This is a genomic window from Jatrophihabitans cynanchi (genome assembly GCF_027247405.1).
GTDB lineage: Bacteria > Actinomycetota > Actinomycetes > Mycobacteriales > Jatrophihabitantaceae > Jatrophihabitans_B > Jatrophihabitans_B cynanchi.
This window is the reverse complement of record NZ_CP097463.1, coordinates 2940386-2967278: the sequence shown is the minus strand read 5'-3', so window position 1 is coordinate 2967278 and position 26893 is coordinate 2940386. Positions and strand designations below refer to the sequence as shown.

Genomic DNA, 26893 nt, shown 5'->3' with positions numbered 1-26893 from the left:
CGTGGCGGGTCGGTGCGGCGCGGTCACGCCGTGGGTTCCAGCGCCGTGGGTTCCAGCGCCGGGTGCGATTTCCCGGCGAAGTGGCAGGCGGCGCCGTGGCGGTGGCCGGCGCCGGTCGGTTCGGTCTCGATGCAGACGTCCCGTCCGGACAGGACGAGCGGGCCGACCGGGCAGCGCGGGTGGAACCGGCAGCCGCGCGGCGGCCGGTGCGGGTCGGCGGGTTCGGCATCGGCCACCGCGCGCAGCGCCGGGTCGCTCTCCAGCGGGCCGAGGCCGGTCAGTTCCGGCTGCGGCGCCGCGGCGAGCAGCTCGCGCGTGTAGGGGTGCTGCGGGTCGCGCAGCACGTCGTCGGCCGGCCCGTGCTCGACGATCCGGCCGAGGTACATCACCGCGATCGTGTCGGCGACGTAGCGCACCACGGCCAGGTTGTGCGAGATGAACAGCATCGACAGCCGCAGCTCCCGCTGCAGGTCGCGCACCAGGTTCAGCACGGTGCCCTGCACCGAGACGTCCAGCGCCGAGGTGATCTCGTCGGCGATGACCACGTCCGGTCGCCCGGCGAGCGCTCGGGCGAGCGCCACCCGCTGCCGCTGCCCGCCGGACAGCTGGCTGGGGTAGGCCCGCGCGCGACCGGGGTCCATCCCGACCTGCTCGAGCAGCCGCGCGACCTCGGCGCGCCGGCCCGCGCCGCGCAGCCCGGCCTCGGCGGGAACGGCCTCGGCGATCGAGGCGCCGACGGTCATCCGCGGGTCGAGCGAGGAGTACGGGTCCTGGAAGACCATCTGCAGTGGACGGCGGGCGCGGCCGCGATAGCGCAGTGGGCTGCCGTCGAGCAGGATCCGGCCGGCCGACAGCGGGGTGAGGCCGGCGGCCGCGCGGGCGAGCGTCGACTTGCCGGACCCGGACTCGCCGACGAGCCCGACGATCTGTCCGTCGGGCACGGTCAGGTCGACACCGTCGACAGCAGTCATGCCGTGCCGCAGGCTGCCGAACCGCACGCTGACCGCGTCGAACCGCAGCTCACTCATGGACGTCTCCCGCCGGGACGGTGGCGCGTGGCCGCTTGCCCAGCTGCCCCGGTTCGTCGTCGCTCGGGTCGGTGTCCGCGTCGCCGTCGTACGGGTGCCAGCAAGCGACCCGCCGCACGTCACCCGCCCCGGAGCCGGCCAACTCGATCAGCTCAGGGTCCGCTGCGCGGCAGCGCGCGTCGGCGCGTTCGCACCGCGGCGCGAACGGGCAGCCCGGCGGCAGGTGCGCCGGGTCGACGGGACGGCCCGGGATGACCGGCAGCGGCGCGTCGCGGTCGGTGCTCATGTCCGGCACCGCCGCGAGCAGCGCGCGGGTGTACGGATGCCTGGCGTCGGTGCGCAGCGCGGCCACGGGCAGCTCCTCGACGATCCGCCCGGCGTACATCACCAGCACCCGGTCGCACATCTGGCCCACCACGGTGATGTCGTGGCTGATCAGCAGGATCGCGACGTCGTCGGCGTCCCGGATCGCCTGCAGCAGCCGCAACACCTGCTGCTGCACCGTGACGTCCAGCGCGGTGGTCGGCTCGTCGGCGACGATCAGCTTCGGGCTGCCCATCACCCCCATGCCGATCATGGCGCGCTGGCGCATGCCGCCGGAGAACTCGTGCGGGTACTGGCGGGCGCGGCGCTCGGCCGCCGGCACCCGCACCGCGCGCAGCCGGTCGACCGCGCGTTCCATTGCCCGCGACCGGCTCATGCCCTGGTGCTGCTCGGCGACCTCGGCGAGCTGGCGGCCGATGCGCTTGGTCGGATTGAACGAGGTCATCGGGTCCTGGAACACCATCGCGAAGCTGGTGCCCAGCAGTTGCCGGTGCACGCGCGCGGTGCCGTGCAGCAGGTCGGTGCCGCAGAACGTCAACTGCTGCGCGATCACCCGGCCGGGTTCGTCCACCAACTGCGCGACGGCGAGCGCGGTCAACGACTTGCCGGACCCGGACTCCCCGACCACGCCGACCGCCTCGGCGCGGCCGATGCCGAAGCTGACCCCGCGCACCGGGGTGATCGGGCCGTCCGCCCCGGGGAACTGCACCCGCAGACCGTCCACGCGCAGCACGTCCGCGTCCTGGTCGCCGGCAGCAGGCACCGCCGCGTCGGCGAGCTGCTCGACGTCGGCGACATCGCCCGGGGCATCGTCGGCGACCCGGCGTCGCACGACGCCGCCGCCGGTCACGGTCAGGCCGATCGTGCGCGCGACGGCCTCGCCGAACAAATTGAACGCTAGGCCGGCGATGACGACCGCGACGCCGGGCGCGAGCGCCGCCGCCGGGTGCACGTAGATCCCGTTCAGCCCCTCGCCGAGCAGCCGGCCCCAGTCGTACTGCGGCGCCTGCACGCCCAGCCCCAGGAAGGACAGCCCGGCGAAGGTGAGCAGCGCGCCGCCGGCGCTCATCGTGGCGTTGACGACCAGCGGCTCGGCGATGTTCGGCAGGATGTGCCGGGCCAGCAACCGGACCCGCCCGACGCCGGCGATGCGCGCGGCCGCGACGTAGTCGCGCGCTGCCACGCCGGCCACGAGCGTCTGCACCAGCCGGGCGAATCCGGGCGCGGTGGCCACGCCGATAGCGAGCACGGCGCCCTTCGCGCCGACACCGAAGACGACGGCGAAGAACAGCGCGAGCAGCAGGCCGGGAAACGCGACCGCGATGTTCACGACCGCGGCGGCCAGCCGCCCGACGCGGCGGCCGAACACCGCGGGCACCGCGCCGAGCAGTAGGCCGATCGCCACGCCGATCGCGGTGGCGAGCAGCGCCAGTCCGACCGACAGCCGGGTGGCGACGAGCACCCGGTAGAAGATGTCGCGGCCCAGGCTGTCGGTGCCGACCCAGTGCGCGCCGGACGAGCCCTGCAGGATGTGGTCGGTGTCGATCGCGTTCGCGCGGTCGGACCACAGCACCGGTCCGAGCACCGCCAGCAGCAACACGGCGAGCAGCAGCGCGCCCGCGCAGGCGCCGACCGGGGTGCGCACCACGGAGAAAAGCCGCGCCGCCACCGCGCGCTTGCGGGATTCGGGAGCCGGCACCGCTCAGCCCTCCATGATCGTGGAGCGGGGATCGAGGAGCGCGAGCAGGACGTCGACCGCGAGGTTCACCAGCAGCACGCCGAGGCCGTAGACCAGCACGATCCCCTGCACGACCGGGTAGTCCTTGGCCAGGATCGAGGAGACGATCGTGCTGCCCAGCCCGGGCCAGGCGAAGACGTTCTCGACGAGGACGGTGCCGGCGACCAGCGAGCTGAGCAGCAGCCCGGCCAGCGTCAGCGTCGCGGTAACCGCGTTGGGCAGCGCGTGCCTCGCATAGATCAGCCGGGCGGGCAGTCGCTTGGCACGAGCGGTACGGATGAAGTCGGCGCCGAGCACGCTCAGCAGCTCGACCCGCATGATGCGCGCGAGCACGGCGGCCGGGCCAACCGCGAGCGAGATCACCGGCAGCAGGTACGAGTCCGGGCCGGTCCGCCCGGCGACCGGCAGCCAGCCGAGCTGGACGCCGAACACGTAGACCAGCGCGACGCCGAGCAGGAACTCCGGGACGGCGGCGAGCACCACGCTGGTCGAGGTGAACGCGAGCTCGGTGCGCCGGCCACGCCCGCCGCGCGTCAGCACCGCCATCACCGTCCCGAGCGGGACCGCGATCACGACGGCGAGCAGGAACGCGTACACGGCCAGCTCGACCGTCGCGGGCAGCCGGTCGGAGATGGTCTCGGACACCGGAAGGTTGGAGATCATCGACGTCCCCATGTCCCCGCTGAACAGGTGGCGCAGGTAGTGCCAGTACTGCTCGAGCAGCGGGTCGTCCAGGCCGAGCGAGGTGCGCCGCGCCCGCACCAGGGCGGCGGGTGCCGTCGGCCCGAGCGCCGCGCGGACCGGGTCGCCCGGGATGAGATGGATCATCATGAACGACGCGGTGATCAGCACCCACACCGACACCACGAGACGCCCGGCCCGGCGGACCGCGAACCGTACCCATGCGTTCTGCGCCAGGCCCGCGAGCGGTCGCGGCGCGAGGGTCACGCTGGTCACGGACGGCTCGCCAGGACCGCTCGGCTGACAGTCACCATCGAGCCAGCATCCCCTGTCCCCCGGCTCCGGCTCTTCGTCGCCGCGTACCACTGGCACCGGTCCGGTTCGTCGATCTGGCCGAAGGGACACCGGCGGCAGCTGCGCCGTCACGGCCGCCGGGTGTGCACGCGGCCGCTCAGGTCGACGGCGCTTGCCGTGCCGTCCGGCTCCAGCACGAAGTAGCCGCGCAGCCCCTTGGCGGGCCCGCTGGTGATCACGTACTCGTCGCCCGCGCCGGGCAGGATGCCCAGCGGGAACGGCGGGTAGTCCGGAACGGCCTCGCCCAGCTCCGCCTTGGTCTCGGGCTTGAGCTCCATGCGCAGCACCAGCCCGCCGTCGACGGCGCTCACGTAGGCGAGGGTCGCTGCGGTCTCGAACTCGCCGGTGTAGCGGGCCAGCTCGGCGGCATCGAGCTCGACCGGCTCCGGGTCGCGCTCGATCACGCCGAGGTAGGCCTGCAGCGCCCAGCGGATGATCTCCTGGTTGAACTGCAGCCCGTTCGGCCCGCTATTGGTGGCGCTGACGATCGCGAACCGGTGCTCGGGCACGAGCAGCAGCTCGCTGAACTGGCCGGCCGTCGTGCCGCCGTGCCCGGCCAGCAGCACGTCGTCGACGGTGCGCAGGAACCACGACGTGCCGATCGCCTCGCCGGGACCGCCGCCGGCCACCTCGAAGGTGGGCTCCCGCATCCCCGCCACCGCGTCCGCACTCAGCACCCTGGTTCCGGCGGACGAGGTTCCGTCGCCGAGGTGGAACCGGGCCCAGGTCAGCTGGTCGGCCAGGGTGGAAACGATGCCGCCGGCCGGATTGTTGTTTCGCGCGAGCTGCCACGGGCGGGCAACACGCAGCTCGCCGCCCTCCCCCTGCAGGTGCCCGACCACGAAGCGGCGGGTCATCACGTCGGCGGCGCGCAGGTACGAATCGCGTTGCCCCAGCGGGGTGAAGATCAGGTCGGCGATCGCGGCCTCGTAGCTCCGCCCGGTGACGTGCTCGATCACCCGGCCGGCCAGCGAGAACGCGGTGTTGCTGTACGACATCGCGCTGCCGAGCGGGCGCTGCTGCTCCAGGTCAGCCAGCTTGGCGACGAACCGGGCGAGCGCGTCGTCGCCGTCACCGGTGTCGGTCTCGAAGTCGCCGTCCCAGCCGGACGTGTGGTTCAGCAGCTGGGCGACGGTCACCGCCCGGGCGACGCTCTCGTCGGCGAGCGTGAGCTCAGGGACGTAGCGGCGCACCGGCGCGCCCAGGTCGACCTTTCCCTGCTCGGCCAGGAACACCAGGGCCGTCGCGGTGTACGTCTTGGTGATCGAGCCGAACTGGAACAGCGTGTCCTCGGTGACGGGCAGCGGGTTCGGCACGCTGGTGATGCCGTGGAAGGTGCTCAGTTCGTCGTCGCCGTGGACGATGCCCACCGCGACGGCGGGGATGCCGAGTTCGCCGGCGAGCGCTGCTACATGGTCGGCCAGCCCGGCCCGGGTCGTCGTATCGGTCACGCCAGCCATCGTCGGTCGTGTGCCGTCGCGTCTGTTCGTCGCTCGGCACGAGGCGTGCTGCCGCATTCTGTCGGCACCGACCGAACTGCCGGCGCCGCTGCTGCTTGACTTGCCTGGTGATCGTGCTGCGCGGTGGCCGGGTCGTCGATCCCGGCACGGGTCTTGATCAGGTTGCCGACGTGCTCGTCGATCACGGACGGATCGTGGGCGTCGGCTCCGACCTGCCCGTGCCCGACGGCGCCGAACTCGTCGACGTCAGCGGCATGGTGGTCGGGCCCGGCTTCGTCGACCTGCACTCGCACGTGCACTCGATCGCCGGGCAGCGGCTGCAGGCGATGGACGGCGTGACGACCGCGCTCGACCTCGAGGCCGGGCTGATGCCGATCGAGCTCGCGTACGAGCGCGCCGCGCAGGAAGGGCGGCCGCTCAACTACGGCTTCTCGGCGTCGTGGGGCGATGCCCGCGCCCAGGTGCTGTTGGGCCGTCAGCCCGATGCGACGCTGGAGAGCGGCCTGGCCGTGCTCGGCGATCGCGGCTGGCAGCGCGACTCGTCGCCCACCGAACTCGCTGCCTGGCTGGGCCTGCTCGAACGCGACCTGGCCCGCGGCGCCCTGGGGATCGGCGTGCTGATGGGCTATGCGCCGCGCACCGACCCGGCCGAGTTCCGTGCCGTCGCCGGACTGGCCGCGCGGGCCGGCGCGCCCACGTTCACGCACGTGCGCGAGCTGGTCGAGGCCGACCCGACGACGCCCGTCGACGGCTCCGCGGAGATCGCGATCGCCGCGGCCGAGACCGGTGCCGCGATGCATCACTGCCACGTGAACAGCACGTCGCGCCGGCACGTCGACCGGGTGCTGGCGCTGTTGGAGCGCACCCGTTCGGACGGCGCACGGGTGACCGTGGAGGCCTATCCGTACGGCGCGGGCAGCACCGGGATCGGCGCGTTCTTCCTCGATCCGGAGCGGCTGCACGTCTGGGGGCTGCGGCCGGACAGCATCGTGATCGTCGAGACCGGCGAGCGGGTCAGCGACGTCGTGCGGCTGCGCGACCTGCGCCGCACCGATCCGGGCGCGGAGTGCATCGTCGAGTTCCTGGACGAGTCCGACGCCGACGACCAGGCGCTGCTGCACCGCGCGCTGGCCTTCCCGGACGCGATCGTGGCGAGCGACGCGATGCCGGTGCTGTGGCCCGGCGGCACGCGCGAGAGCCTGGAGTGGCCGCTGCCAGCGGGCGGACGCACGCACCCGCGCACCGCGGGCACGTTCGCCCGGTCGCTGCGGCGGATGGTGCGCGAGACCGAAGCATGGACCTGGCTGGAGGCGTTCCGCCGGTGCTCGTACCTGCCCGCGCGGGTGCTCGACGACATCGCGCCGGCTGCCCGGGCGAAGGGGCACCTCGGCGTCGGTGCGGACGCCGACCTGGTCGTGCTCGACCCGGCGCGGGTCACCGACGCGGCGACGTACCTCGACTCGACCCGCCCGTCCGTGGGTGTTCGGCAGTTGCTGGTAGGTGGCGAGTTCGTGGTGCGCGGCGGCGCACTGCAGGCCGAGGCGCTGCCCGGTCGGCCGCTACGCGGTGAACCGCGCTGACCGCCGGGCCCCGCCGCGCCAGCTGAGCATCCGGCCCGCGCCGAGGCTGCTCCGTTACCCCCTACGCCGGGCTCGCGCGGCGGATGGCCCGGCCGGCGTGCAGGTACAGGGCACGGCCGGTGCCGTCGTCGCCGAGGAAGACGTTCGGCAGGTGCACGCCACGATCGGGCTTGGCCGGGATCAGCGTGTTCTCCCGCAGGTAGAGAAGCTCGACCCGCTCGCTCTCGCCGACCAGTTCGGCGACCGCACCCTTGGGCAGGGTCTGCAGCCACAGCCGGCCCTCGTCGTCCTGGCTGACGGTCAGGTCGCCGACCTCGCACGAGTAGGTGCCGAGGAAGCGTGCGGCGTCGAAGGGCAGCTGCTCGGCCGGCGGGGTGGGCAGCGCCGGCATCGCGATCCCGGCGAGCTCGCGCAGCACGTGGCCGAAGATCTCGGTGTACACGGCGAACGTGTCGCCGCCGTTGGTGAGCAGGGCGACGGCGATGTTCTGCTCCGGCACGACGCGCAGGAACGCGCTCTGCCCGATCGTCCCGCCGTCGTGGCCGATCACCGGGCCGCCGTCCCAGTCGAACAGCTCCCAGCCCAGCCCCCAGGCGTTGCCCATCAGCCCCAGGTCGGGCACCTCCACCTGGCGCTCCTGCATGGCCTTGACCGACGCCGCGCTCAACACCTGGGTGCCGTCGGCGGCGGTGCCGGAGTGCAGGTGCAGCTGCGCGAAGGCGAGCAGGTCGCGCGGGCGCATCGCGAGTGACGAGCCGGCCGGGGCGTTGGAGCGCACCAGCGACCAGACCGGTGCGGGCACCGGCGCTGCGTCCGGCTCCGGCCGGATGTGCCCGACCGCCGCGCGGAACAGGATCGCCTCGTTCGCCCCGTTGGCGGCGTGGGTCAGAGCCAGCGGCGTGAACAGGTGCTCGCGCAGGCAGCTGTCGTACGGCTTGCCGCGCAGCACCTCGACCATGCGGCCGAGTACGCAGAACCCGGCGTTGTTGTAGGAGAACATCTCCCCCGGCGCGAACAGCTGGTCGACGTCGGACAGGGTCGCGACGTACTTCTCGACGCAGTCGTCGCCCATGCCGGTGTCGGTGAAGATGTCGCCCTCGAAGCCGGCCTGGTGGCTGAGCAGCTGGCGCACCGTGATCACCTTTGCCGCCGACTCGTCGGAGATGACGAACTCGGGCAGGTAGGTGCGTACCGGTTCGTCCAGCTCGACGAGCCCCTCGTCGACCAGCTGCATCACCAGCGTCGTCGTCCAGACCTTGGTGATCGAGCCGATCTGGAACAGCGAGTCCGCGGTCGCCTCGACCCCGGTCGCCTTGCTCAGCACCCCACCGGCCAGGTCGACGACCTCGCCGCCGGCGTACACCGCGACGGCCGCGCCGGGGACCTCGTTCTCGGCGAGCAGAGCGGGCAACCGGCCCTCGAGCCACGTCTTGATCTCGTTCAGGTTCGACATGTCGCACACGCTAGGACGGTCCCCCAGCGCTGCGGTTCGTCCGCACGGACGAACCGGGACCGTGCCACAGTGGACGTATGACCCAACCCGTCGAACGCAACGCCGCGGCGACGCCGCCGGATCCGGACGAAGGCGGCGACCCCGCGTGCTGGGCGAACCGGGTGTGCCCGGAGTGCGGCCGGCTGAACGACGCGGAGCGACCGGTCGTCTGCGAGAACTGCGGCGCCCGGTTCGAGTGAGGCCGCGTCAGACGCTGACGGTGGTCCGCGGATCCAGGTGCTGGTACTGCGGTCCGTACGCGCCGGCGAGCGCGGTGACCTGCCGCTCCACGATGCCGTAGCCGAACTGGTTCATCAGGCCGTCGTGGATCTGATGCACGCGCGGGGCGCGCACCGCGATCGCGTAGTCGATCACCTCGGACAGCTTCGACCACGGGGCGTTGACCGGCAGCAGCAGCACGTCGACGTCCTCGGTCGGGACGATCAGCGAGTCCCCCGGGTGGGCGACCCCCGCAATCAAGTACCCGACGTTGGCGACTACCGGGATGCTCGGGTGGATCACCGCGTGCTGGCCGCCGAAGGTGCGGACGTCGAATCCGGCCGCGTCGAACTGCTCGCCGGCGCCCACGGCCACGACCTGCTCGCCGAGTTCGCCCAGCGAAGCGGCGACTCCCGCTGGCGCCCAGATGCGCAGCCGCGGATCCTTGCGCGCCGCGGCGAGCACCTTCTCGGTGTCGATGTGGTCGGCGTGCTCGTGCGTGATCAGCACCGCGCCGGCGCCGTCCAGCGCCTCGTCGACCTCGCTGAACACGCCCGGGTCGATGACCAGCGAGCGGTCGGCGTCGTCGAACCGGACGCAGGAATGAGTGAACTTGGTGAGCTGCACGTCAGTGTCCCTCCTCGATCAGGCGCGCCATCGTCTCCAGCCGGCGCTGGGTCTCGGCGTCGCCCGGAGTGTAGGCGAGCAGGCGGGTTCCGCTCTTGGGCGCCAGCCAGGCGTTCGTCGCGTCCAGGTGCAGCATGCCGACCAGTTCGGTCCGGTACCGCTTGCGCTTGTTCTCGATGCCACGCACGTCGTGCCGGGCCCACAGCTCGGCGAACTCGGGCGAGGCGGCGCGCAGCCTGCCGACCAGCGCCTTCCAGGAGGGCTCAGTGATGTGGTCGGCGTACAGCACGCGCAAGTTGGCCGTCATCCGGGACGTGGCGTCGTCCCAGTCGACGAACGCCTTGCGCCACACCGGGTCGGTGAACAGCAGCCACATGCAGTTGCGCTGCTCGATCGGCACCTCGTCCAGGTTGCCTGCCAGCCGGCCGTAGGTGCGGTTGTAGGCCAGGATGTCGTACTTGCCGTTCACGACGCAGGCGGGGAACGGGCTGAGCTGGGCGAGCAGTGCGTGCAGCTGCGGGCTGACGGCCGCACACTCGTGCGCCAGGCTCTGGTCGGACGCGCCGGCGAGCGTGAACAGGTGCGCGCGCTCGTCCCGGTCGAGCAGCAGCGTGCGAGCGATCGCCTCCAGCACCTGCTCGCTGACCCGGATATCACGGCCCTGCTCGAGCCAGGTGTACCAGGTGACGCCCACCCCGGCGAGCTGGGCGACCTCCTCGCGCCGCAGGCCCGGCGTGCGGCGTCGCCCGGAGTGCGGCACGCCGACCTGCTCGGGCGCGATGCGCTCGCGGCGGCTGCGCAGGAACGCCGACAGCTCCTCGCGCCTGATCTCGTCGGGGCTGCGCCGGACGGCGGTGGTGCCGACCGTGCTGAGCGTCGATGTCATGGTTCTAGCCTGACGCATCGGCGGTGCGGTTTCCAGGTGGTGGTGATACCTGGATAAACGCACTCCTGGTACCAGGTTGGCTGAGGCCGCATCGTGGTCGCCATGACAGCACAGACCCTCACCGCGGACAACCTCCGCTCCATCTCGACACGTCGCCCGGGGCACCGCCGGGAACCGCAGCGGTTGACCTCGCTGGGAACCCTGGTGCTCCTCCTCGGCGCGTTCTTGCCGATGCTCGACTTCTTCATCGTCAACGTCGCGCTGCCCACCATCGACAGCACGCTGCACGCGTCCACGCCGATGCTCGAACTGGTCGTCGCCGGTTACGGCGTCGCGTTCGCCGTCTCGCTCGTGGTCGGCGGCCGGCTGGGCGATGCGATGGGCCGGCGCCGCATGTTCATGATCGGCATGCTCGGCTTCACGCTCACCTCGCTGCTGTGCGGCATCGCGCCGTCCATCGGCGTTCTCGTCGCCGCGCGAATCCTGCAGGGTGTCTCGGCCGCGATGCTGCAGCCGCAGGTGCTCGCCACCTTCCAGGCGACGCTCGAGGGCCAGGCCCGCAGCCGCGCGATCGGCATGTACGCCGCAACCGGCGGCATCGCGGTCGTGCTCGGCCAGCTGCTGGGCGGGGTGCTGCTGAACGCCGACCTCGCCGGGTCGTCGTGGCGGCCGATCTTCCTGGTCAACGTCCCGTTCGGCATCGCCGGGCTGCTGCTCGCGCGGCGCGTGGTGCCGACCAGCCGCTCACCGCACCCCGCGGCCGTCGACATCCCCGGTACCGCGCTGCTCGCCGCCGCCATCGTGACGCTGCTGGTGCCGCTGACCGAGGGTCCCGCGCTGCACTGGCCGGTGTGGTCGTGGCTCGTGCTGGCCACCGCGCCCGTTTTCGCCGCCGCGTTCGTGACGGTGGAGCGGCGGGCCGAGCGCCGCGGCACCACGCCACTCGTTCCGCCGTCGCTGGTGCGGCTGGCCACGGTGCGGCACGGGCTGGTGCTCGCGGTGCCGTTCTTCCTCGGCTTCGGCGCGTTCATGTTCGTCTTCGCGCTCACCGTGCAGGACGGGCTGCACCACGACGCGCTGGGCTCGGGGCTTGCCATTACGCCGATGGCGGTGGCCTTCTTCACCGGTTCACTGCTGGCGGCTCGGCTCTACGAGCGGTTCGGCACCCGGCTGCTCGCGGCCGGCTTCGCGTTGCAGGCCCTCGGGCTCGTCGGGCTGCTCACGGTGATCGGCGACCAGTGGCCGCACGTGTCGCTGGTCGCGCTCGCTCCGGGTCTTGCGGTGGCCGGCTTCGGTCAGTCGCTCGGGCTGGGTGCGCTGTTCCGCACCGTGCTGGCCGGCGTGCCGCAGCGGCTGGCGGGTATCGGCAGCGGTGTGCTGGTGACCGTGCAGCAGGGCTCGGTCGCGCTGGGCGTGGCCAGCTTGGGCACGCTGTTCGTCAGCCTGTCGGCGCACAACATGCGGACGGCGTTCCTGGTCGTGGTCGGCATCCAGGCAGGGTTCGCGGTGCTGCTCGCGCTGGCCAGCCCGCGCCGCGCTGCCGCCCCGTCCGTCGACGTGGTGGTGGAGGCCGCGTAGGGCTGCAGCGATGTTGCTCCGCGTGGGACGGCCGAACCCCGGCCGTCCCCACGCACCCAAGGCCGAATCTGTGTCCATGCTGCAGGTCTTGAGGATGAAAGAGAACTAGACGAAGATCGTCGCCCGTGACGGACTTCCGCGTGGCCCGAATCAGAACCAGGACGGGTGCGACGATCGACCTGCCACCGGCGGGTGTGCTCTGCGTCGTCGGCGGTAATAATGTCGGAAAATCGCAGCTTCTGAGAGACGTCAGCGAGTGTCTGCAGGGTTACCAATCTCGCGCCGTAATCCTATCGGACGTCGATTTTACACTCAATATTTCAGAAGATGTGGAGAGCTGGGCTCGATCGAATTCGGTCGTCCAGTCTCCTCCCGGGCAACCGGAAACTTTCACGCCGCCAGGCGGTGGCCAAGCTTGCAGCTGCCGCAGTTACAACGATGGCTTGCTGATCCAAGCGGCGAAAACCTCGGGCACGTCATAGGATGGTTCCTGCGGACCCTCGATTCTGCCCAACGGGTTGGGGTGGCGATCGGCGGGATGGGCCAGCCAGGGATGGAAGCAACCGGCAACCCGATCCACGAGTTGTTCATAGACGGCGACTTAGAGTCAGAGCTTTCCAAAATTTGTCTCAAGACGTTCAATTTTCCACTTACCCTGGATAGGGCAAATGGCAATGTTCAGCTTAGAGTGGGTAAACCAGGAATTGACTCTCCACCCTTGCAGCACCCCACGCGAGAGTACGCCGAATCAGTTGCAGCGTTGCGATTGCTTTCCGAACAAGGTGATGGAGTAAAGAACTATTTAGGCATGGTACTCCACCTCATGACGTCGCGCGCATCAGTGACGGTGATAGACGAGCTGGAAGCCTTCCTGCACCCTGCGCAAGCGCGGTCTCTCGGTCGGCATCTCGGGACGCAAGCGCTAAGCCGTGGTCTGCAGCTTCTCACGGCTACACACGATCGTGATTTCGTGCTCGGTTTGCTAGAAACAAATTGCCCCGTCACGTTTGTCCGCCTTCAGCGATATCAGGATAATACCTCTGCCGCGACGTTGTCCCCAGAGCGAGTTAAATCGATCTGGGACAGACCTCTGCTTCGGTATTCAAATGTGCTACAGGGACTTTTCCATCGGACTGTTGTCGTCTGCGAAAGCGATGGTGACTGCCGGTGGTACGCGGCGGTACTCGACGAGTTAGGCCGCCGGGCAGATTTCGCAGCGGAAGAAGTCTTATTTGTTCCAGCCGGCGGCAAATCGCAGATCCCACAATGCGTAGATGCGTTGGAAGGTTTGGACGTAGGCGCCTTCGTCGCAGTAGATTTCGACGCGCTACTCGATCCACCATACTTGAAGACTTTACTCGCGTCGGCAGGGGCTACCGGTGACGACTTATTATCAAGAGCAACGAATATCGTTAAGCAGCTCTTGACGACCGAGCAACGCGCTCGAGCAAAAGAGTTTGGCCTAGACGGCTTGCCGCACGGCGATTTGACACGGCTGGCGCAGGATCTCGTCGCTGACCTCCGCGATGCGCGAGTGCTCGTTTTGCCTGGAGGGGAACTCGAGTCCTACGATCGGTCGATAGGCGGCCACGGCCCCGCTTGGGTGTCTGGTGCATTGGCTGCCGGACGCCACCTCGCTTCGCCAATAGCAGAAGAGTTCCTTTCGCCGGTAGTTGCAGCCGTTCGCGGCCTGGAGTGAGCGGTCGCAGGCGACCTTGCGGTTGGACCTCTTGCCGCACAGACAGTTATTGGACGAGTGGCACGCCAATGAGTCGGACCGGTCGGCATCCGTTGGGGACGTCGCACCGACGGGTCAGCGGCGTCCTGATCCACCCAGGCGGGAACAGCCGGCCGACTTCCATCCAAGTCGAGTTTCCGGCTGTTGTTCTCCTTGCCTGCCAGGCGCGACGTTCTGTCGGCCCGGCGGCTTGCACGGCTTTGTTGGCCATCCGCAAGGGATGGTGCCATAGTGGCACCATGAAACGGATGAACCTGCGGGACGTACCGGAGGACGTCTATAACGCGCTCGCGCAGGCTGCAGAACAGAATCGGCAGTCACTGAGTTCTTATGTCGTCGAGCGCCTGTCCGAGGTCGCGCAGGTGATCGGTGTCGCGGGTTACGTCGACTCCTATGTGCCACCGCGGCGCACCGGGGTCTCGTTGGAGGACGCTGTCGCCGCCGTGCGCGAGGTCCGCGAAGCATCGTGAGCCTGGCCGTGCTGGACGCCTCGATCCTCACGGTGTTCTACGCCTCCGACGACTCACGCCGCAGCACCGTCGCCTCGCGCCTCGCAGCCGGCGACGCGTGGTTTGCCCCTGCTCACCTCGACGCCGAGGTCGCCTCGGCGTTGCGCCGGCTCGCCCGCACCAGCCGCGCGGTGGACCGCGCCGCGCCACGCGCCCTCGCGCACCTGGCGGCCTTCCCGTTGCGTCGCATGCCGATCGCGCCGCTGCTCGAGCGTGTGTGGCAACTGCGCTCCAACGTCACCGCCTACGACGCGGCCTACGTCGCGCTCGCCGAGCAACTGGGCTGTGCCCTCGTCACCTGCGACGCCAAGCTCGCCGCCGCATCAGGGCCTCGGTGTGCCTTCGAGCTGATCACCTGATCTGGCCCCCTGGACACAAGACGTCCCGCCGGGTCACCACGCGACCGGACCGTCGTCGTCGAAGAAGCTGCCGGTCGGCCCGCCGTCCGGAAGAGTGGCGAGTCGGATGGCGATCTGCGCGCCCTGCTCGGCGGTGCGGGTGCCTCGGAACCCGTTCAGGTCCGTGGCGCAGTAGCCCGGACACCCCGCGTTGATCAGGACGTTGGTGTCGGCGAGTTCCTTCGCGTACTGCACCGTCACCGCGTTCAGGAACGTCTTGGACGGCGTGTACGCGGCCGAGATCGGACCGACGAACGCACCCGGCGTGGTCTGCAGGGTCAGCGACCCGACACTGCTGGACATGTTCACGATCCGCGGTGAGGACGACCGGCGCAGCAACGGAAGCATCGCGTTGGTGACGCGGATGACGCCGACGACGTTCGTGTCGACCACCTGAAGCATGACGGCCGGGTCGACGCTGGTCGGGTCCTGCGGCATCCCGCCGGTGATCCCCGCATTGTTGACCAGGACGTCCAACCGTCCGTGCTCTTCCTCGAACAGCCGCGCGGCCGCGGCAACGCTCTCGTCCGACGTCACGTCCAGCGCTACGCCGAACGCGTCGGCTCCCTCGGCGCGCAGCTTGTCCACCGCCTCCTCGCGGCGTCGCGCCTCGCGGGCGCCGACACCGACCCGCCAGCCGAGCCGGCCGAGCCCGGCCGCAATCTCGAATCCGATGCCCTTGTTCGCGCCGGTTACCAGCGCAATCGTTGATTCACTCATGCCATCGATCTTCGCCGCGGGCTCGGCGCCAGCGCCAAGACCGATCAGGTCAGCTGCGATACCCGGTGGGTATTGGCGACGGGTAGCGTGGCAGCGGTGGAGACCCGGGAGCTGCGCTACTTCGTCGCGGTCGCCGAGGAGTTGCACTTCGGCCGTGCGGCGCAGCGGCTTGGGATGGCGCAGCCGCCCCTGTCCCGGTCCATCGCCCAGCTCGAACGGCGCCTCGGTACGACGCTGCTCGAGCGGACCAGCCGCGGCGTCACCCTCACCGGCCCCGGCGCGGTGCTGCTCGAGGAAGCCCGGGCAGCCCTCGCGGCGGTCGCCGCCGCAGAACGCCGCACGCGGCGGGCAGCCGAGGCCGCCGAGGGCAAGCCCGCCGTCGCCCTGGTCGCCAAGGCCGGTGCATCCACGGAACTGGTCGCGAAGCTGCTCGACGCGTGCGCCGGCGAACCGGGCGCCGTCGGGGTCGACGTCATTCTCTGCGGACCCGGACAGCAAGGCCGGATGCTGCGCGAAGGACACGCGGACGTCGCGCTGTTGCACGCGCCGTTCGACTCACTCGCCGGGCTGGACTACGAAAACCTCGGCACGGAGGGCCAGGTCGTGCTGCTGCCCGCGGGACACCCGTTCACCGGCCGGACCGAGGTGCGGACGGACGAGGTCAGCGACCTGCCCGGCCTGCCGCAGCCGCGTTGGCCGCAGGCGGACGGACGGTATGAAGCCGGTCCCGGCCCGGAGGTGCGCGACCACGCGCAGCTGCTTCAACTCATCGCGTTGGGACGGGCGTCGGTGATCGCGCCCGACTCGGTCCGCGCCAACCTGCGCCACGACGTGCTCGCCATACCGGTCGTGGACGCGCCGCACGTGACCACGGTGATCGCCTGGCCCCCGCACAGTCGATCGAGGGCCGTCGCCGATCTCGTCCGGACCGCGACCCGGCTCTGACCACCCGTCGCCGACGTGCTTCGCGAGGACGCCGCCGACTAGTCGAGCGGCGTGATGCCCCACGACGCCGACCAGCGCTCGCCGGGCTCGAGCACCATGAGCCCCGCGCCCGAGTTGAAGGCGTCGGGTGCGCACGTCATCGGCTCGACCGCGACCCCCGCGGTGTCCGAGCCGGGGAAGTTCTCCAGCGTGAACACCTGCAGGTGACCGAACGCGGCGTCGAACCAGACGCGCGCACCGCCGTGCGGCGTACGCACCTCGGCAACGCCACGGCCGTCGATCACCTGCAGGTCGGTGAACGCGTCGTCCATGCGCAGAGCACCGAGCGGGCGCCCGTCCCGCAGGTCGTACGGCGTGCCCTCGACCGGTTCCGACCCGACCGGGATCTGCAGCTCGTCCAGCAGCAGCCGGGTGGCGGCGGGCAGTCGGACGGCCGTGCGGTCCAGCGCCGGGGTGGCCAGGTACGGGTGGAAGCCCGCACCGAACGGCGCACGACCCGAGCCGGTGTTCGTCGCGGTCGCGGTCACCGTCAGCCCGGAGCCGGCGTCCAGCGCGTAGGTCACCCGGGCGCTCAGCTCGAACGGCCAGCCGGTCTGCGGCACGATGTCCAGTTCGAGACTGACGGACGCCGCGTCCTGATCGACCAGCGACCACCGTTCCCAGCGGCCCAGGCCGTGGATCGCGTTCCCGGTCGCCGGCTCGGTGAGGGCTAGCTGCAAGTCGGTCCCGTCGAAGGCGTACTTGCCGGCGCGCAGCCGGTTCGGCCACGGCACCAACGTGGCACCGCAGCACTTCGGCGCGAGGGCGTCGGCGGGGTAGCTGCAGGTGACGTCCACCCCGTCGCGCGCGTAGCGCCGCAGGCCGGCGCCGACCTCGACCACCGTCGCCTCGTGCCCGCCCGCCGTCAGGGTGAACTGCCGCCCGCTCAATGTCATTCGTGCAACCTAGCGAGCGGCTGCTTCGGCCGCTGCCTCGGCAACCCTTGCGTCGTAGCGCCAGAACGGCCGGACGAGGTAGCCGGCCACGATCACCACGGCGACGCAGCCGACCCCGCCGGCCACCCAGGAGAACTCCGGCGTGCTCACCGCCGCGGTCGCCCCCGCGCGCACGTCGCCGAGGCGTGGCCCGCCCGCCACCACCGCGATGAATACCCCCTGCATGCGGCCGCGCATCGCGTCCGGCGCGTACGTCTGCAAGATCGTCTGCCGGTACACCGCGCTGACCAGGTCCGCGGCACCGGCGAGCGCGAGCAGCGCCACTACCAGCCAGAGCTGCTGCGCCAGCCCGGACAGCGCCACGGCCGCGCCCCAGCCGGCGATCGCGACCACCAGCGCGCGTCCCTGCCGCCGCACCCGTCCGATCCAGCCGCTGGACAGCCCGGCCAGCACCGCCCCCATCGCGATCGCCGCGTACAGCGGGCCGACGTTGCCGCCGAAGCGCAGGTCGGCGACCGCAGGGAACAGCGAACGCGGCATCGCCAGCACCATCGCCGCGATGTCCACGAGGAAGGACATGATCAGGATCGGGTTCTTGGCGATGAAGCGCAGCCCCTCGGCGACGGCATGCATGCTCGGCTGCTCGCGGACGTCTGCCAGCGGCGGGATGTCCGGCAGCCGCAACGCCGAGTAGAGCGCGGCGGTGAACAGCACCGCGTCGATTCCGTACGCGTACGCGAAGCCGTGGTTCAGCCCGACCAGGACGCCGGCGATGAGCGGCCCGATCACCTGCCCGACGTTGCTGACCGTGAAGTTCAGCGTGTTCGCGGCGGGCACCAGGTCCAGCTCGACGATGCGCGGGATGATCGCGCCGCGCGCCGACGACGCCACCGCGAACATGCCGGACTGCACCATCACCAGGGCCAGGATCAGCCCCACGTCGTCCAGTTCCAGCAGCGTCTGGCAGAACAGCGCGAGCGTCACCACCCAGCCGCCGAGCGACGAGAACAGGTACAGCCGGCGCCGATCGACCGCGTCGGCGATCGCGCCGCCGTACAGGCCGAACACGACGATCGGCAGCAGCCCGGCCAACCCCACGAACCCGACGTACAGCGAGGAGCGGGTGATCGCGTACACCTGCACCGGCACCGCGACCTGAGTGAGCATCGAGCCGATGAACGACGTGCCCTGGCCGATCAGCAGCCGCCGGTACGGCGCGATCGCCAGCGGCCGGGTGTCGACCGCGTGCCGGCCCAGCAACCCGCGCAACCGGCGCGCCTGCTCCGGGGCTTCGGCCGGATCAGGATTGGCGTCGAGACCCGTCGTGGGCTCGCTCAACGACGGTGCCGGTTCAACTACGGGGCCAGCCGTTCCAGCAGCCAGCGCTCACCCTCGCGCCGGTAGCGCAGCCGGTCGTGCAACCGGTCCGGGCGCCCCTGCCAGAACTCCACCGCCTCGGGCGCGATGCGGTAGCCGCCCCAGTGCGGCGGCGGCGGGATGTCGCGCCCGGCGAACCGCTCGGTCACCTCCCGCTCCGCCTCGTCCAGCACGGCACGGGACGGGACGAGCGCCGACTGGCCCGAGGCCCACGCACCCAGCTGCGATCCGCGCGGCCGGCCGGCGAAGTACGCCTCGGTCTCGGCGCGGGTGACGCGTGAGACCGGACCGCTGATCCGCACCTGCCGCTCCTGCGCGAGCCAGGCGAGGACCGCCGCGGCATACGGCCGCGCCTCGAGGTCACGGCCCTTGGCGGAGGAGTAGTTCGTGTAGAAGACGATGCCGCGCTCGTCGAAGGCCTTGAGCAGCACCGTCCGGACGGCGGGATGGCCGGCCGCATCGACCGTCGCCACCTGCATCGCGTTGACCTCGACCGCGATCAGTTCGGCGGCTGCGGCCGCGAACCACTCGGCGAACAGGGTGAACCAGTGCTCCGGCGCCGTGCTCTCGGTGAGCGTGCCGCGCTGGTAGACGCGGCGCATGCTGGCTGGGTCCGTCATTTGTGCTGATTCTCGCACCTCCTGCTCGTCCCATCCTTCGGTATGGGCACAATGGCGGGCGGCGGGTGTGACCCAGCCGCCGAGACGGAAGCCGACACCAAATCCGATCGGAGCATCCCCTATGGCCGCCGACTACAGCCCGGGCCTCGAAGGCGTCATCGCGTTCGAGACCGAGATCGCCGAACCGGACAAGGACGGCGGCGCGCTGCGCTACCGCGGGGTGGATATCGAGGACCTCGCCGGCGAGGTCACCTTCGGCAACGTGTGGGCGCTGCTGGTCGACGGCAAGTTCGGTCCGGGCCTGCCGCCCGCCGAGCCGTTCCCGATCCCGGTGCACACCGGCGACGTGCGCGTGGACGTGCAGGCCGCGCTGGCGATGCTCTCGCCGATCTGGGATTACCGCCCGCTGCTGGACATCAGCGACGAGGAGGCGCGCGAGCAGCTGGCCCGTGCCGCCGTGATGGCACTGTCCTACGTCGCGCAGTCCGCGCGCGGGCTGGCCAACCCGGCCGTGCCGCAGTCGCGCATCGACCAGTGCGACACCATCGTCGAGCGGATGATGGTGCGCTGGCGCGGCGAGCCCGACCCGGCGCACATCAAGGCCGTCGACGCGTACTTCGTCTCGGCCGCCGAGCACGGCATGAACGCGTCCACCTTCACCGCCCGCGTGATCGCCTCCACCGGCGCCGACGTCGCCGCCGCCATGTCCGGCGCGATCGGCGCGATGAGCGGGCCGCTGCACGGGGGTGCTCCCGCGCGCGTGCTGCCGATGATCGCCGAGGTGGAGCAGACCGGTGATGCCGCCAAGGTGGTCAAGGGCATCCTGGACCGACACGAGCGGCTGATGGGCTTCGGGCACCGCGTCTACCGCGCCGAGGACCCGCGCGCCCGGGTGCTGCGCCGCACCTGCAGGGAACTCAACGCGCCGCGCTTCGAGGCGGCGTCCGCCCTCGAGCAGGCGGCGCTGGCCGAACTGCGCGAGCGCCGCCCGGACCGCCCGATCGAGACCAACGTCGAGTTCTGGGCCGCAGTGATCCTGGACTTCGCCGAGGTGCCGCCGCACATGATGCCCGCGATGTTCAGCTCGGCGCGCACGGCCGGCTGGTCGGCGCACATCATGGAGCAGAAGAAGACCGGACGCCTGGTGCGCCCGTCGGCGCGCTACGTCGGCCCCGCGCCGCGCAAGCCGCAGGAGGTCGAGGGCTGGTCGGACATCAGCCACGGCTGAGATCGGAATGCGGGCCAGGCACCGCGCGCTGGCACCGTCATGAGGATCCTGCTGATCTCCGGTTCGACCCGGGCCGCCTCCACCAACTCGGCGTTCGTGCGTACCGCGGCCGCCTGCGCGCCCGACGGAATCCGGGCCGAGGTGTACGCCGGGCTGACCGACCTACCGCATTTCAACCCGGACGACGACGGCCCGTCGCTACCGGCGCCGGTCGGTGAGCTGCGTGCCGCGGTCGCGCGTTCGGACGCGGTGCTGGTCTGCACGCCCGAGTACGCCGGGACGTTGCCGGGCGCTCTGAAGAACCTGCTCGAATGGCTGGTCGGCGGCACCGAGCTGACCGGCAAGCCGGTCGCCTGGGTGAACGTGGCCGCCGACGAGCGCCGCGGCGGCGGCGCCACCGCGACACTGCAGGTGGTGCTCGGCTACATCCAGGCGCAGCTCGTCGAGGACGCCTGCCGGCACATCCCGGTCACCCGCGAGGCGATCGGCGACGACGGGCTGATCGGCGACGCCGCCACACGCGCAGCGATCGCCGACGCCCTCGCCGCGCTCGCGCACGCGGGTCGCCCCCGCCTCGCCAGCTGATGCGTCGGCCGCGCGCGGACGACCCGGCTCAGCCGAACGTGCTGCCCTCGCCGCGGTAGGTGGGGACGGAGTCGACCAGCCGGTCACCGTCGATCACGTGCACGGTGTCGAACCGTTCGAGCAGCTCGCCGGCCTTCGCGTGCCGGAACCAGACCCGGTCGCCGACGCGCAGCCCCGCGGCCGCGCGGCCGCGCACCGGGGTCTGCACCTCTCCGGCCCCCTCGGTGCCGATCAGCTTCAGCCCGGACGTCGCGAGTGACGGCAGCCGCGAGCGGCCGGACGGGCCGGACGCGATGTAGCCGCCGCCGAACAGCGTGGCGATCCCCGGTGCCGGCCGCCGCACGACCGGCAGCGCGAAGTACAGCGCGGGCCGCGGCTCGAAGGCGCGGTAGTGGTCGAACAGGGCCGGCGTGTACAGCCCGGAGCCCGCAGTGACCTCGGTGACGCACTGGTCGGCACTGCTGATCTCCAGGCTGCCGGTGCCGCCCGAGTTCACCAGCTCCAGCGCCCCGCCGATCGCGTCCTGCACAGCGGACACGACCGTGCCGCGCCGCCGGGACAGCTCCGCGGCGGACCGCGCCTTGACCAGCCGGACGGCAGGTGAGCTGTCCGGCAGCCCGGCGATCTGCGCCTCGTAGAACATGACGCCGACAACCCGCAGCCCGAGCCCGGCCGCGACGGTGGCCAGCCCCGCGGCGTCGGCCGGGGTGCGCAGCGGCGAGCGGCGCGCGCCGAGGTGCAGCCGGCCGATGCGCAGCGACGCGTCGATGTCCAGGCACACCCGGACCGGCGCGTCGGTGGCCGAGCGGATCAGCTCGAGCTGCTCGGCGCCGTCGACCATCAGCGTGATCGCCTCGACGAGCGCGGGGTCGGCGCCGAGCTCGGCGATCGCGTCGCGGTCCGCGCTCGGGTAGCCGAGCAGGAGTGGGCGCACGCCGGTGCGCGCCAGCCAGATCGCCTCGCGCACCGAGTACGCCATCACGCCGGCGAACCCGGGCGTGCCCAGCGCGAGGTCGAGCACATAGCGGCAGCGCACCGACTTGCTGGCCACGCGCACCGGCGTGCCGGCGGCCCGGCGCACCAGGTCGGCGGCGTTGGCCCGCGCGGCCGGCAGGTCGAGCGCGACCAGTGGGGCGGGCAGGTGCGCGGTGGCGGCCGTCAATGCCGCGAGGTCGCTCATCTGGCCAGGGCCCGGACGCGGCCGCGGCGCCGTCGCGCGTGCGTCGCCAGGTACGCGGCGAACGAGGCCAGCCGGTCGTGCGCTGCGGCGCTGTCCGCGTCCACCAGCCAGCGCAGCGTCACGCCGTCGACGAACGCGAGCGTATCCGCGGCGAGTTCGGGCACCGGCCTCGTCCAGGTCGCACCGCTCACCGCCGCGGCGAGTTCGAGCACCTGTTCGACGGCCTGCTGCGACACCGCGTACTGGCGTTCGGCCACCGCCCGCAACTCGCCGTGCCGCAGTGCGTGCGTGGTGATCTCGTAGCTGAGCAGCTGCTCGCCCGGGGTGGCCTCGATCGTCTGCCACAACGCGCTCACCGCGGCGTCGAGTGCGGTAGCCAGGTCCGGTGCGGCGTCGAACTCCAGGCCTGCCGCGCCGGCTCCGGCGAGCGAGTCGACGATGCGCGCCGCCAGCGCCGCGAACAGCTCGTCCTTGTCGGCGAAGCAGTAGTGCACCACGCCGAGCGCAACGCCGGCGCGGTCGGCGACGCGGCGCACGGTGGTGGCGGCGATGCCCTCCCGCGCGGCGACGTCGAGGGCTGCGTCGACGAGCTGGGTGCGCCGGTCGGCCACCGGCATGCGGGTGCTCATAACCCGCAATCAGACAACTGGACAGCCGTCCAGGTCAAGGGTTGACCTGGACGGCTGTCCAGTTCACCATGGTCGGCATGGCCACGTGGACGAACTGGGCAGGCACCGTCCGCGCCGAGGTCACCGCCGTCTCGCCCGCAGACGTCGCGGCGGTCCAGCAGTCCGTCGCCGACGCGTCCGCCGCCGGCCGGCGGATCAAGCCGATCGGCGCCGGACACTCGTTCACCGCGATCGGCGCCACCGACCACACCCAGCTGCGGCTGGACCGGCTCAGCGGCGTGCTGCGCGCCGACCGCGAGAGCGGCCTGGTGACCGTCCTGGCCGGAACCCGGTTGCACGAGCTGAACGAGGCGCTCTGGCACCTCGGCCTGGCGATGCCGAACCTCGGCGACGTCGACGTGCAGTCGATCTCCGGAGCGATCTCGACCGGAACGCACGGCACCGGCGCCAAGCTCGGCGGGCTGGCCACCCAGGTGCACGCGCTGCAACTCGTGCTCGCCGACGGCACGCTGCGCGACGTCGACGCCGCATCCGATCCGGACCTGTTCGCCGCCGCCCGCGTTGGCCTCGGCGCGCTGGGCGTCATCGTCACCGTCACGCTCCAGTGCGTGCCGGCCTTCGCGCTCGCGGCGGCCGAAGCACCGGCGCCGCTCGACGTCGTCCTCGCCGACCTGGACGAGAGCGTCGCTGCGAACGACCACTTCGAGTTCTACTGGTTCCCACACACCCGGCGGGTGCTCACCAAGCGCAACAACCGGGTGCTGCCGGACACCCGGCTGCGTCCGCTCGGCCGGCTCCGGCACGCCGTCGACGACGAGTTCCTGGCCAACACGCTCTTCGACGCCGTCAACAAGCTCACCACGCGGCGCCCTGCACTCATCCCGCGCGCGAACGCGATCGCCGCGCGGGCGCTCTCGGCACGCGACTACATCGACCGGTCCTACCGGGTGTTCGCCTCGCCGCGGCGCGTGGTGTTCCGCGAGATGGAGTACGCCGTGCCACGCGCGGCGGTGCCGCAGGTGCTCGCCGAGATCGAGCGCTACCTGGCCCGCAGCGGCGAACAGGTGGGCTTCCCGGTGGAGGTGCGCTTCGCGGCGGCCGACGACATCTGGCTCTCGACGGCGTACGGCCGCGAGTCCGGCTACGTCGCCGTGCACCAGTACCACCGGCGCAATCACGAGGCGTACTTCCGCGCGGTCGAGGCGATCGCCCGCGACGTCGACGGCCGGCCGCACTGGGGCAAGCTGCACTGGCGCGACGCGGACTCGCTGCGCGAGACCTACCCGCACCTGGACGACTTCGCGGCCCTGCGCGACAAGCTCGATCCGCAGCGCCTGTTCGGCAACGCGTACCTGACCCAGGTGCTCGGCAGCTGACCGCTGTCGGTGCCGCGCCATAACCTGCCGCCGTGGCCACCGCAGACGACGTTCGCGCAATCGCGCTCGCACTGCCGCGCGCCTACGAGCGTGAGGTGTCCGGCCGGGCGAAGTTCCGCGTCGGCAGTTACGTCTTCGCCGCGCTGTCACCGGACGAGAGCCTGCTCGGCTTCGGCTTTCCGAAGCACGAACGCGATGCCCTGGTAGCCAGCGAGCCCGACAAGTTCCTGCCGCCGCGCACGCAGGACGAGCGGTACAACTGGGTGCGGCTGCGGCTGGAGGCGGTCGACGTCACCGAGCTGCGCGAGTTGCTCACCGACGCGTGGGCGATGTGCGTGCCGAAGAAGGTGTCCGCCGCCTACTTCGGCTCCTGATCGGCGCCGGGCTGCTCACCGCCGGGCTCGCCGGAAAGTTGCTGGCGCGGGTGGGAGAATCGGCCACGTGATCCAGATCCCGGCAGACCTGTTGCCCGCCGACGGCCGATTCGGTTCCGGCCCGTCCAAGGTGCCCGCCTCCGTGGTCCGGGCGCTCGGCGAGACCGGCGGCAGCCTGCTGGGGACCAGCCACCGGCAGCCGCCGGTGAAGGCCCTGGTCGGACGTATCCGGGCCGGGCTGGCCGAGCTGTTCGCGCTGCCCGACGGCTACCAGGTGGTGCTCGGCAACGGCGGCGCAACCGCGTTCTGGGACGCCGCCGCGTTCGGGTTGGTGCGCGAGCGGGCGCAGCACGTGGTGTGCGGCGAGTTCTCCGCCAAGTTCGCCGCGGTGACCACCGGTGCGCCGTTCCTGGCCGAGCCGGCCGTCCGGCGCTCGGACTACGGCACGGCCACGCTGCCGGAGCCCGAGGTCGGCATCGACAGCTACGCCTGGCCGCACAACGAGACCTCCACCGGCGTCGCCCTGCCGGTCCGCCGGGTGGCCGGCGCGGACCCGGGTTCGCTCGTCCTCGTCGACGGGACGTCCGCCGCCGGCGGTCTCGACATCGACGTCGCCGAGACCGATGTCTACTACTTCGCGCCACAGAAGGCGTTCGCAGCCGACGGCGGCCTCTGGCTGGCGCTGTTCTCCCCGGCGGCCCTGCAGCGGGCGGCCGAGGTCACCGCGACGCGGTGGGTACCGCCGTCGCTCGACCTCACCCTGGCGATCAGCAACTCGGCCAAGGACCAGACGTACAACACCCCGGCCATCGCCTCGCTGTGGCTGCTCGCGCACCAGGTCGAGTGGCTGCTCTCCAGCGGCGGCCTGGACTGGGCGGCGAAGCGGACCGCGGACTCGTCCGGCCGGCTCTACGCGTGGGCCGAGGCGTCCGAGTACGCCACGCCGTTCGTGGCCGATCTGGAGCTGCGCAGCCCGGTCGTCGGCACGATCGACCTGGCCGCAGCTGTCGACGCCGCCGCGGTGGCCGCGACGCTGCGTGCCAACGGCATCGTCGACACCGAACCGTACCGCGCGCTCGGGCGCAACCAGTTGCGCGTCGGCATGTACCCGGCGGTCGACCCGGACGACGTGAGCGCGCTGACCGTGTGCATCGACTACGTCGTCGAGCGCCTCTGACGGCGTGTGCTCCGGCCGATCGCGGCACGCCGCGCATATCGTCACGTCATGCGACAGCTGCGATTCGTCTCTGTGGACGAGGACCATGCGATCGTGCAGACCGCCGACGGCGCGGAGCAGTTCTCGCTGCTGATCGACACCGCGCTGCGAGACGCGCTGCGTACCGACCTGCCCAGGCATGCCGTCACCCCGCAGGAGCCGTCGTCGATCGGCCCGCGCGAGATCCAGATGCGGGTGCGCGCCGGTGAGACGCCCGATGAGCTCGCCGTCGAATCCGGGACGTCGCTGGAGCGCATCCTGCGCTTCGCCGGCGCCGTTCTCGAGGAGCGCAGCCGGATCGCCGGTGAGGCCCGGCGCGCTCGCGCCCGACGCAGCACCACCGAGGGGCAGACGGTCGTGTTCGGCGACGCCGTGGACGAGCGGTTCGAGGCGTACGGCATCGACGCCGCCGCGGTGAGCTGGGATGCGCGCCGCCACGAGGACGGCCACTGGGTGATCACCGCGACCTGGGTCGGCGGCGAGGCCGAGCGGCAGGCCGAATGGGCCTTCCACCTCGGCACCCGCACCGTCACCCCGTCCGACGACACCGCCGCCGACCTGCTCAGCGACAAGCCGATCCGCGCGCTCGTCACCGCCGAGCCGGGGCGAGCGAACCTCACGTCCGCGCCCCCGCTCGTCCCCGGCATCGTCGCCTTCCCGGCCCGGCCGGACGCGCACACCGGGCCGCTGCCGCCGGTGGACGAGGTGTTCGACCAGGAGGCGGCCAACCCGGACGAGCCGCGCCGGGCAGGTGGCGCCGGACCACTCCTTCCTTCGGCCGGACTGCCGGCGCCCGCGCCGCACGCCTCGTCGGCGCGGCCCGTCCCCGGCGCCGAGGATGCGCCGACGGACGAGCTGCAGGCACCGCCACTGCCGCTGCGGCTGGCCGATCCGGTCGACGAGCCGGAGGGCGGCGCAGCTCGCGACGGCATGACGGCGCCGCTGCCCCGGCTGACGAACCTGGGCGTGGCGGGCCGGGTCGAGGAGACCGACGAGCAACGGGCCGAGCGCGCGCGCATCCCGTCGTGGGACGACATCCTGCTCGGGGTGCGGCGCAAGCGCGACTGACCCGTCCAAGATCGGCTCGCCCCGAAAA

Annotated in this window: 26 protein-coding genes; 13 read left to right on the top strand and 13 right to left on the bottom strand. The window is 71.6% G+C overall.

Annotation, left to right across the window (positions count from 1 at the left end; translation table 11 throughout):
• Nucleotides 1-23 precede the first annotated feature (23 nt).
• The 4 genes from M6B22_RS14510 to M6B22_RS14495 form a co-directional block, all read right to left on the bottom strand.
• Nucleotides 24-1028 (bottom strand): ABC transporter ATP-binding protein, encoded by a 1005-nt coding sequence (locus tag M6B22_RS14510; RefSeq protein WP_269442275.1) that lies wholly within the window; start codon nt 1026-1028, stop codon nt 24-26.
• Nucleotides 1021-3051, bottom strand: a complete 2031-nt coding sequence (locus tag M6B22_RS14505; protein ID WP_269442274.1) for a dipeptide/oligopeptide/nickel ABC transporter permease/ATP-binding protein — start codon at nt 3049-3051, stop codon at nt 1021-1023. Before M6B22_RS14505 ends, M6B22_RS14510 begins: the two co-directional genes overlap by 8 nt.
• A 3-nt stretch (nt 3052-3054) precedes the next feature.
• The gene (locus tag M6B22_RS14500; RefSeq protein WP_407935710.1) at nt 3055-4038 is read right to left on the bottom strand and encodes an ABC transporter permease; all 984 of its coding nucleotides are present in this window, start codon (nt 4036-4038) and stop codon (nt 3055-3057) included.
• Between the two features lie 155 nt (nt 4039-4193).
• Nucleotides 4194-5576 carry a serine hydrolase domain-containing protein gene (locus M6B22_RS14495; protein WP_269442272.1) on the bottom strand — a complete coding sequence of 461 codons (1383 nt, stop codon included), beginning with the start codon at nt 5574-5576 and terminating at the stop codon, nt 4194-4196.
• Between the two features lie 113 nt (nt 5577-5689).
• Here M6B22_RS14495 and M6B22_RS14490 point away from each other — a divergent pair, with 113 nt between their 5' ends.
• A complete protein-coding gene (locus tag M6B22_RS14490) occupies nt 5690-7165 on the top strand; it encodes an amidohydrolase family protein (protein WP_407935709.1) in 1476 nt (491 codons plus the stop codon).
• 61 nt (nt 7166-7226) lie between these two features.
• Here the strand turns inward: M6B22_RS14490 and M6B22_RS14485 are convergent, their stop codons facing one another.
• A complete protein-coding gene (locus tag M6B22_RS14485) occupies nt 7227-8618 on the bottom strand; it encodes a serine hydrolase domain-containing protein (RefSeq protein ID WP_269442270.1) in 1392 nt (463 codons plus the stop codon).
• 77 nt (nt 8619-8695) lie between these two features.
• Between M6B22_RS14485 and M6B22_RS14480 the strand changes: the two genes are divergently transcribed.
• Entirely contained in the window at nt 8696-8857 is a 162-nt protein-coding gene (locus M6B22_RS14480) for a hypothetical protein (RefSeq protein ID WP_269442269.1), read from the top strand.
• A gap of 7 nt (nt 8858-8864) precedes the next feature.
• Here the strand turns inward: M6B22_RS14480 and M6B22_RS14475 are convergent, their stop codons facing one another.
• Both M6B22_RS14475 and M6B22_RS14470 read right to left on the bottom strand, forming a co-directional pair.
• Nucleotides 8865-9503, bottom strand: coding sequence for an MBL fold metallo-hydrolase (locus tag M6B22_RS14475; RefSeq protein WP_269442268.1), 639 nt, complete (start codon nt 9501-9503; stop codon nt 8865-8867).
• Between the two features lies 1 nt (nt 9504).
• Entirely contained in the window at nt 9505-10389 is an 885-nt protein-coding gene (locus M6B22_RS14470; RefSeq protein WP_269442267.1) for a helix-turn-helix transcriptional regulator, read from the bottom strand.
• A 102-nt stretch (nt 10390-10491) separates the two neighbouring features.
• On the opposite strand from M6B22_RS14470, the gene M6B22_RS14465 reads away from it, so the two are divergent.
• From M6B22_RS14465 to M6B22_RS14450, 4 genes are all read left to right on the top strand, one after another.
• On the top strand, nt 10492-11967 hold the full coding sequence (locus tag M6B22_RS14465) for an MFS transporter (protein ID WP_269442266.1): 1476 nt from the start codon (nt 10492-10494) through the stop codon (nt 11965-11967).
• Nucleotides 11968-12490: 523 nt separating this feature from the next.
• Nucleotides 12491-13666: an ATP-dependent nuclease gene (locus M6B22_RS14460; RefSeq protein WP_269442265.1), complete on the top strand. Its 1176-nt coding sequence runs from the start codon at nt 12491-12493 to the stop codon at nt 13664-13666.
• Nucleotides 13667-13944: 278 nt separating this feature from the next.
• Nucleotides 13945-14175, top strand: coding sequence for a hypothetical protein (locus M6B22_RS14455; RefSeq protein WP_269442264.1), 231 nt, complete (start codon nt 13945-13947; stop codon nt 14173-14175).
• The gene (locus M6B22_RS14450) at nt 14172-14573 is read left to right on the top strand and encodes a type II toxin-antitoxin system VapC family toxin (protein ID WP_269442263.1); all 402 of its coding nucleotides are present in this window, start codon (nt 14172-14174) and stop codon (nt 14571-14573) included. The genes M6B22_RS14455 and M6B22_RS14450 overlap by 4 nt, the downstream gene beginning before the upstream one ends.
• Nucleotides 14574-14606: 33 nt before the next feature.
• Here M6B22_RS14450 and M6B22_RS14445 read toward each other — a convergent pair whose 3' ends face one another.
• On the bottom strand, nt 14607-15332 hold the full coding sequence (locus M6B22_RS14445; protein ID WP_269442262.1) for an SDR family oxidoreductase: 726 nt from the start codon (nt 15330-15332) through the stop codon (nt 14607-14609).
• Nucleotides 15333-15428: 96 nt separating this feature from the next.
• On the opposite strand from M6B22_RS14445, the gene M6B22_RS14440 reads away from it, so the two are divergent.
• A complete protein-coding gene (locus tag M6B22_RS14440; RefSeq protein ID WP_269442261.1) occupies nt 15429-16277 on the top strand; it encodes a LysR family transcriptional regulator in 849 nt (282 codons plus the stop codon).
• Nucleotides 16278-16315: 38 nt separating this feature from the next.
• Here M6B22_RS14440 and M6B22_RS14435 read toward each other — a convergent pair whose 3' ends face one another.
• From M6B22_RS14435 to pdxH, 3 genes are read right to left on the bottom strand one after another with little or no spacing between them, the layout of a single operon-like run.
• The gene (locus M6B22_RS14435; protein WP_269442260.1) at nt 16316-17212 is read right to left on the bottom strand and encodes an aldose 1-epimerase family protein; all 897 of its coding nucleotides are present in this window, start codon (nt 17210-17212) and stop codon (nt 16316-16318) included.
• A 9-nt stretch (nt 17213-17221) separates the two neighbouring features.
• On the bottom strand, nt 17222-18550 hold the full coding sequence (locus M6B22_RS14430) for an MFS transporter (protein ID WP_269442259.1): 1329 nt from the start codon (nt 18548-18550) through the stop codon (nt 17222-17224).
• Nucleotides 18551-18567: 17 nt separating this feature from the next.
• On the bottom strand, nt 18568-19209 hold the full coding sequence (gene pdxH / locus M6B22_RS14425) for a pyridoxamine 5'-phosphate oxidase (RefSeq protein WP_269442258.1): 642 nt from the start codon (nt 19207-19209) through the stop codon (nt 18568-18570).
• Between the two features lie 121 nt (nt 19210-19330).
• Between pdxH and M6B22_RS14420 the strand changes: the two genes are divergently transcribed.
• Nucleotides 19331-20437, top strand: a complete 1107-nt coding sequence (locus M6B22_RS14420; protein WP_269442257.1) for a citrate synthase 2 — start codon at nt 19331-19333, stop codon at nt 20435-20437.
• Between the two features lie 39 nt (nt 20438-20476).
• Nucleotides 20477-21022: an NADPH-dependent FMN reductase gene (locus tag M6B22_RS14415; RefSeq protein ID WP_269442256.1), complete on the top strand. Its 546-nt coding sequence runs from the start codon at nt 20477-20479 to the stop codon at nt 21020-21022.
• A gap of 28 nt (nt 21023-21050) precedes the next feature.
• Here M6B22_RS14415 and M6B22_RS14410 read toward each other — a convergent pair whose 3' ends face one another.
• Entirely contained in the window at nt 21051-22202 is a 1152-nt protein-coding gene (locus tag M6B22_RS14410) for an amino acid deaminase/aldolase (RefSeq protein ID WP_269442255.1), read from the bottom strand.
• Nucleotides 22199-22831: a TetR/AcrR family transcriptional regulator gene (locus tag M6B22_RS14405; RefSeq protein ID WP_269442254.1), complete on the bottom strand. Its 633-nt coding sequence runs from the start codon at nt 22829-22831 to the stop codon at nt 22199-22201. The genes M6B22_RS14410 and M6B22_RS14405 overlap by 4 nt, the downstream gene beginning before the upstream one ends.
• A 77-nt stretch (nt 22832-22908) precedes the next feature.
• Between M6B22_RS14405 and M6B22_RS14400 the strand changes: the two genes are divergently transcribed.
• The 4 genes from M6B22_RS14400 to sepH are packed head-to-tail and all read left to right on the top strand — an operon-like array spanning nt 22909 to nt 26865.
• Nucleotides 22909-24207, top strand: coding sequence for a D-arabinono-1,4-lactone oxidase (locus M6B22_RS14400; RefSeq protein WP_269442253.1), 1299 nt, complete (start codon nt 22909-22911; stop codon nt 24205-24207).
• A 32-nt stretch (nt 24208-24239) separates the two neighbouring features.
• Complete coding sequence (locus M6B22_RS14395; protein WP_269442252.1) at nt 24240-24581, top strand: MmcQ/YjbR family DNA-binding protein; 342 nt, start codon at nt 24240-24242, stop codon at nt 24579-24581.
• Nucleotides 24582-24639: 58 nt separating this feature from the next.
• The gene (gene serC / locus M6B22_RS14390; RefSeq protein ID WP_407935708.1) at nt 24640-25758 is read left to right on the top strand and encodes a phosphoserine transaminase; all 1119 of its coding nucleotides are present in this window, start codon (nt 24640-24642) and stop codon (nt 25756-25758) included.
• 48 nt (nt 25759-25806) lie between these two features.
• Nucleotides 25807-26865 (top strand): septation protein SepH, encoded by a 1059-nt coding sequence (sepH, locus tag M6B22_RS14385; protein ID WP_269442250.1) that lies wholly within the window; start codon nt 25807-25809, stop codon nt 26863-26865.
• The last annotated feature ends 28 nt before the right edge of the window (nt 26866-26893 follow it).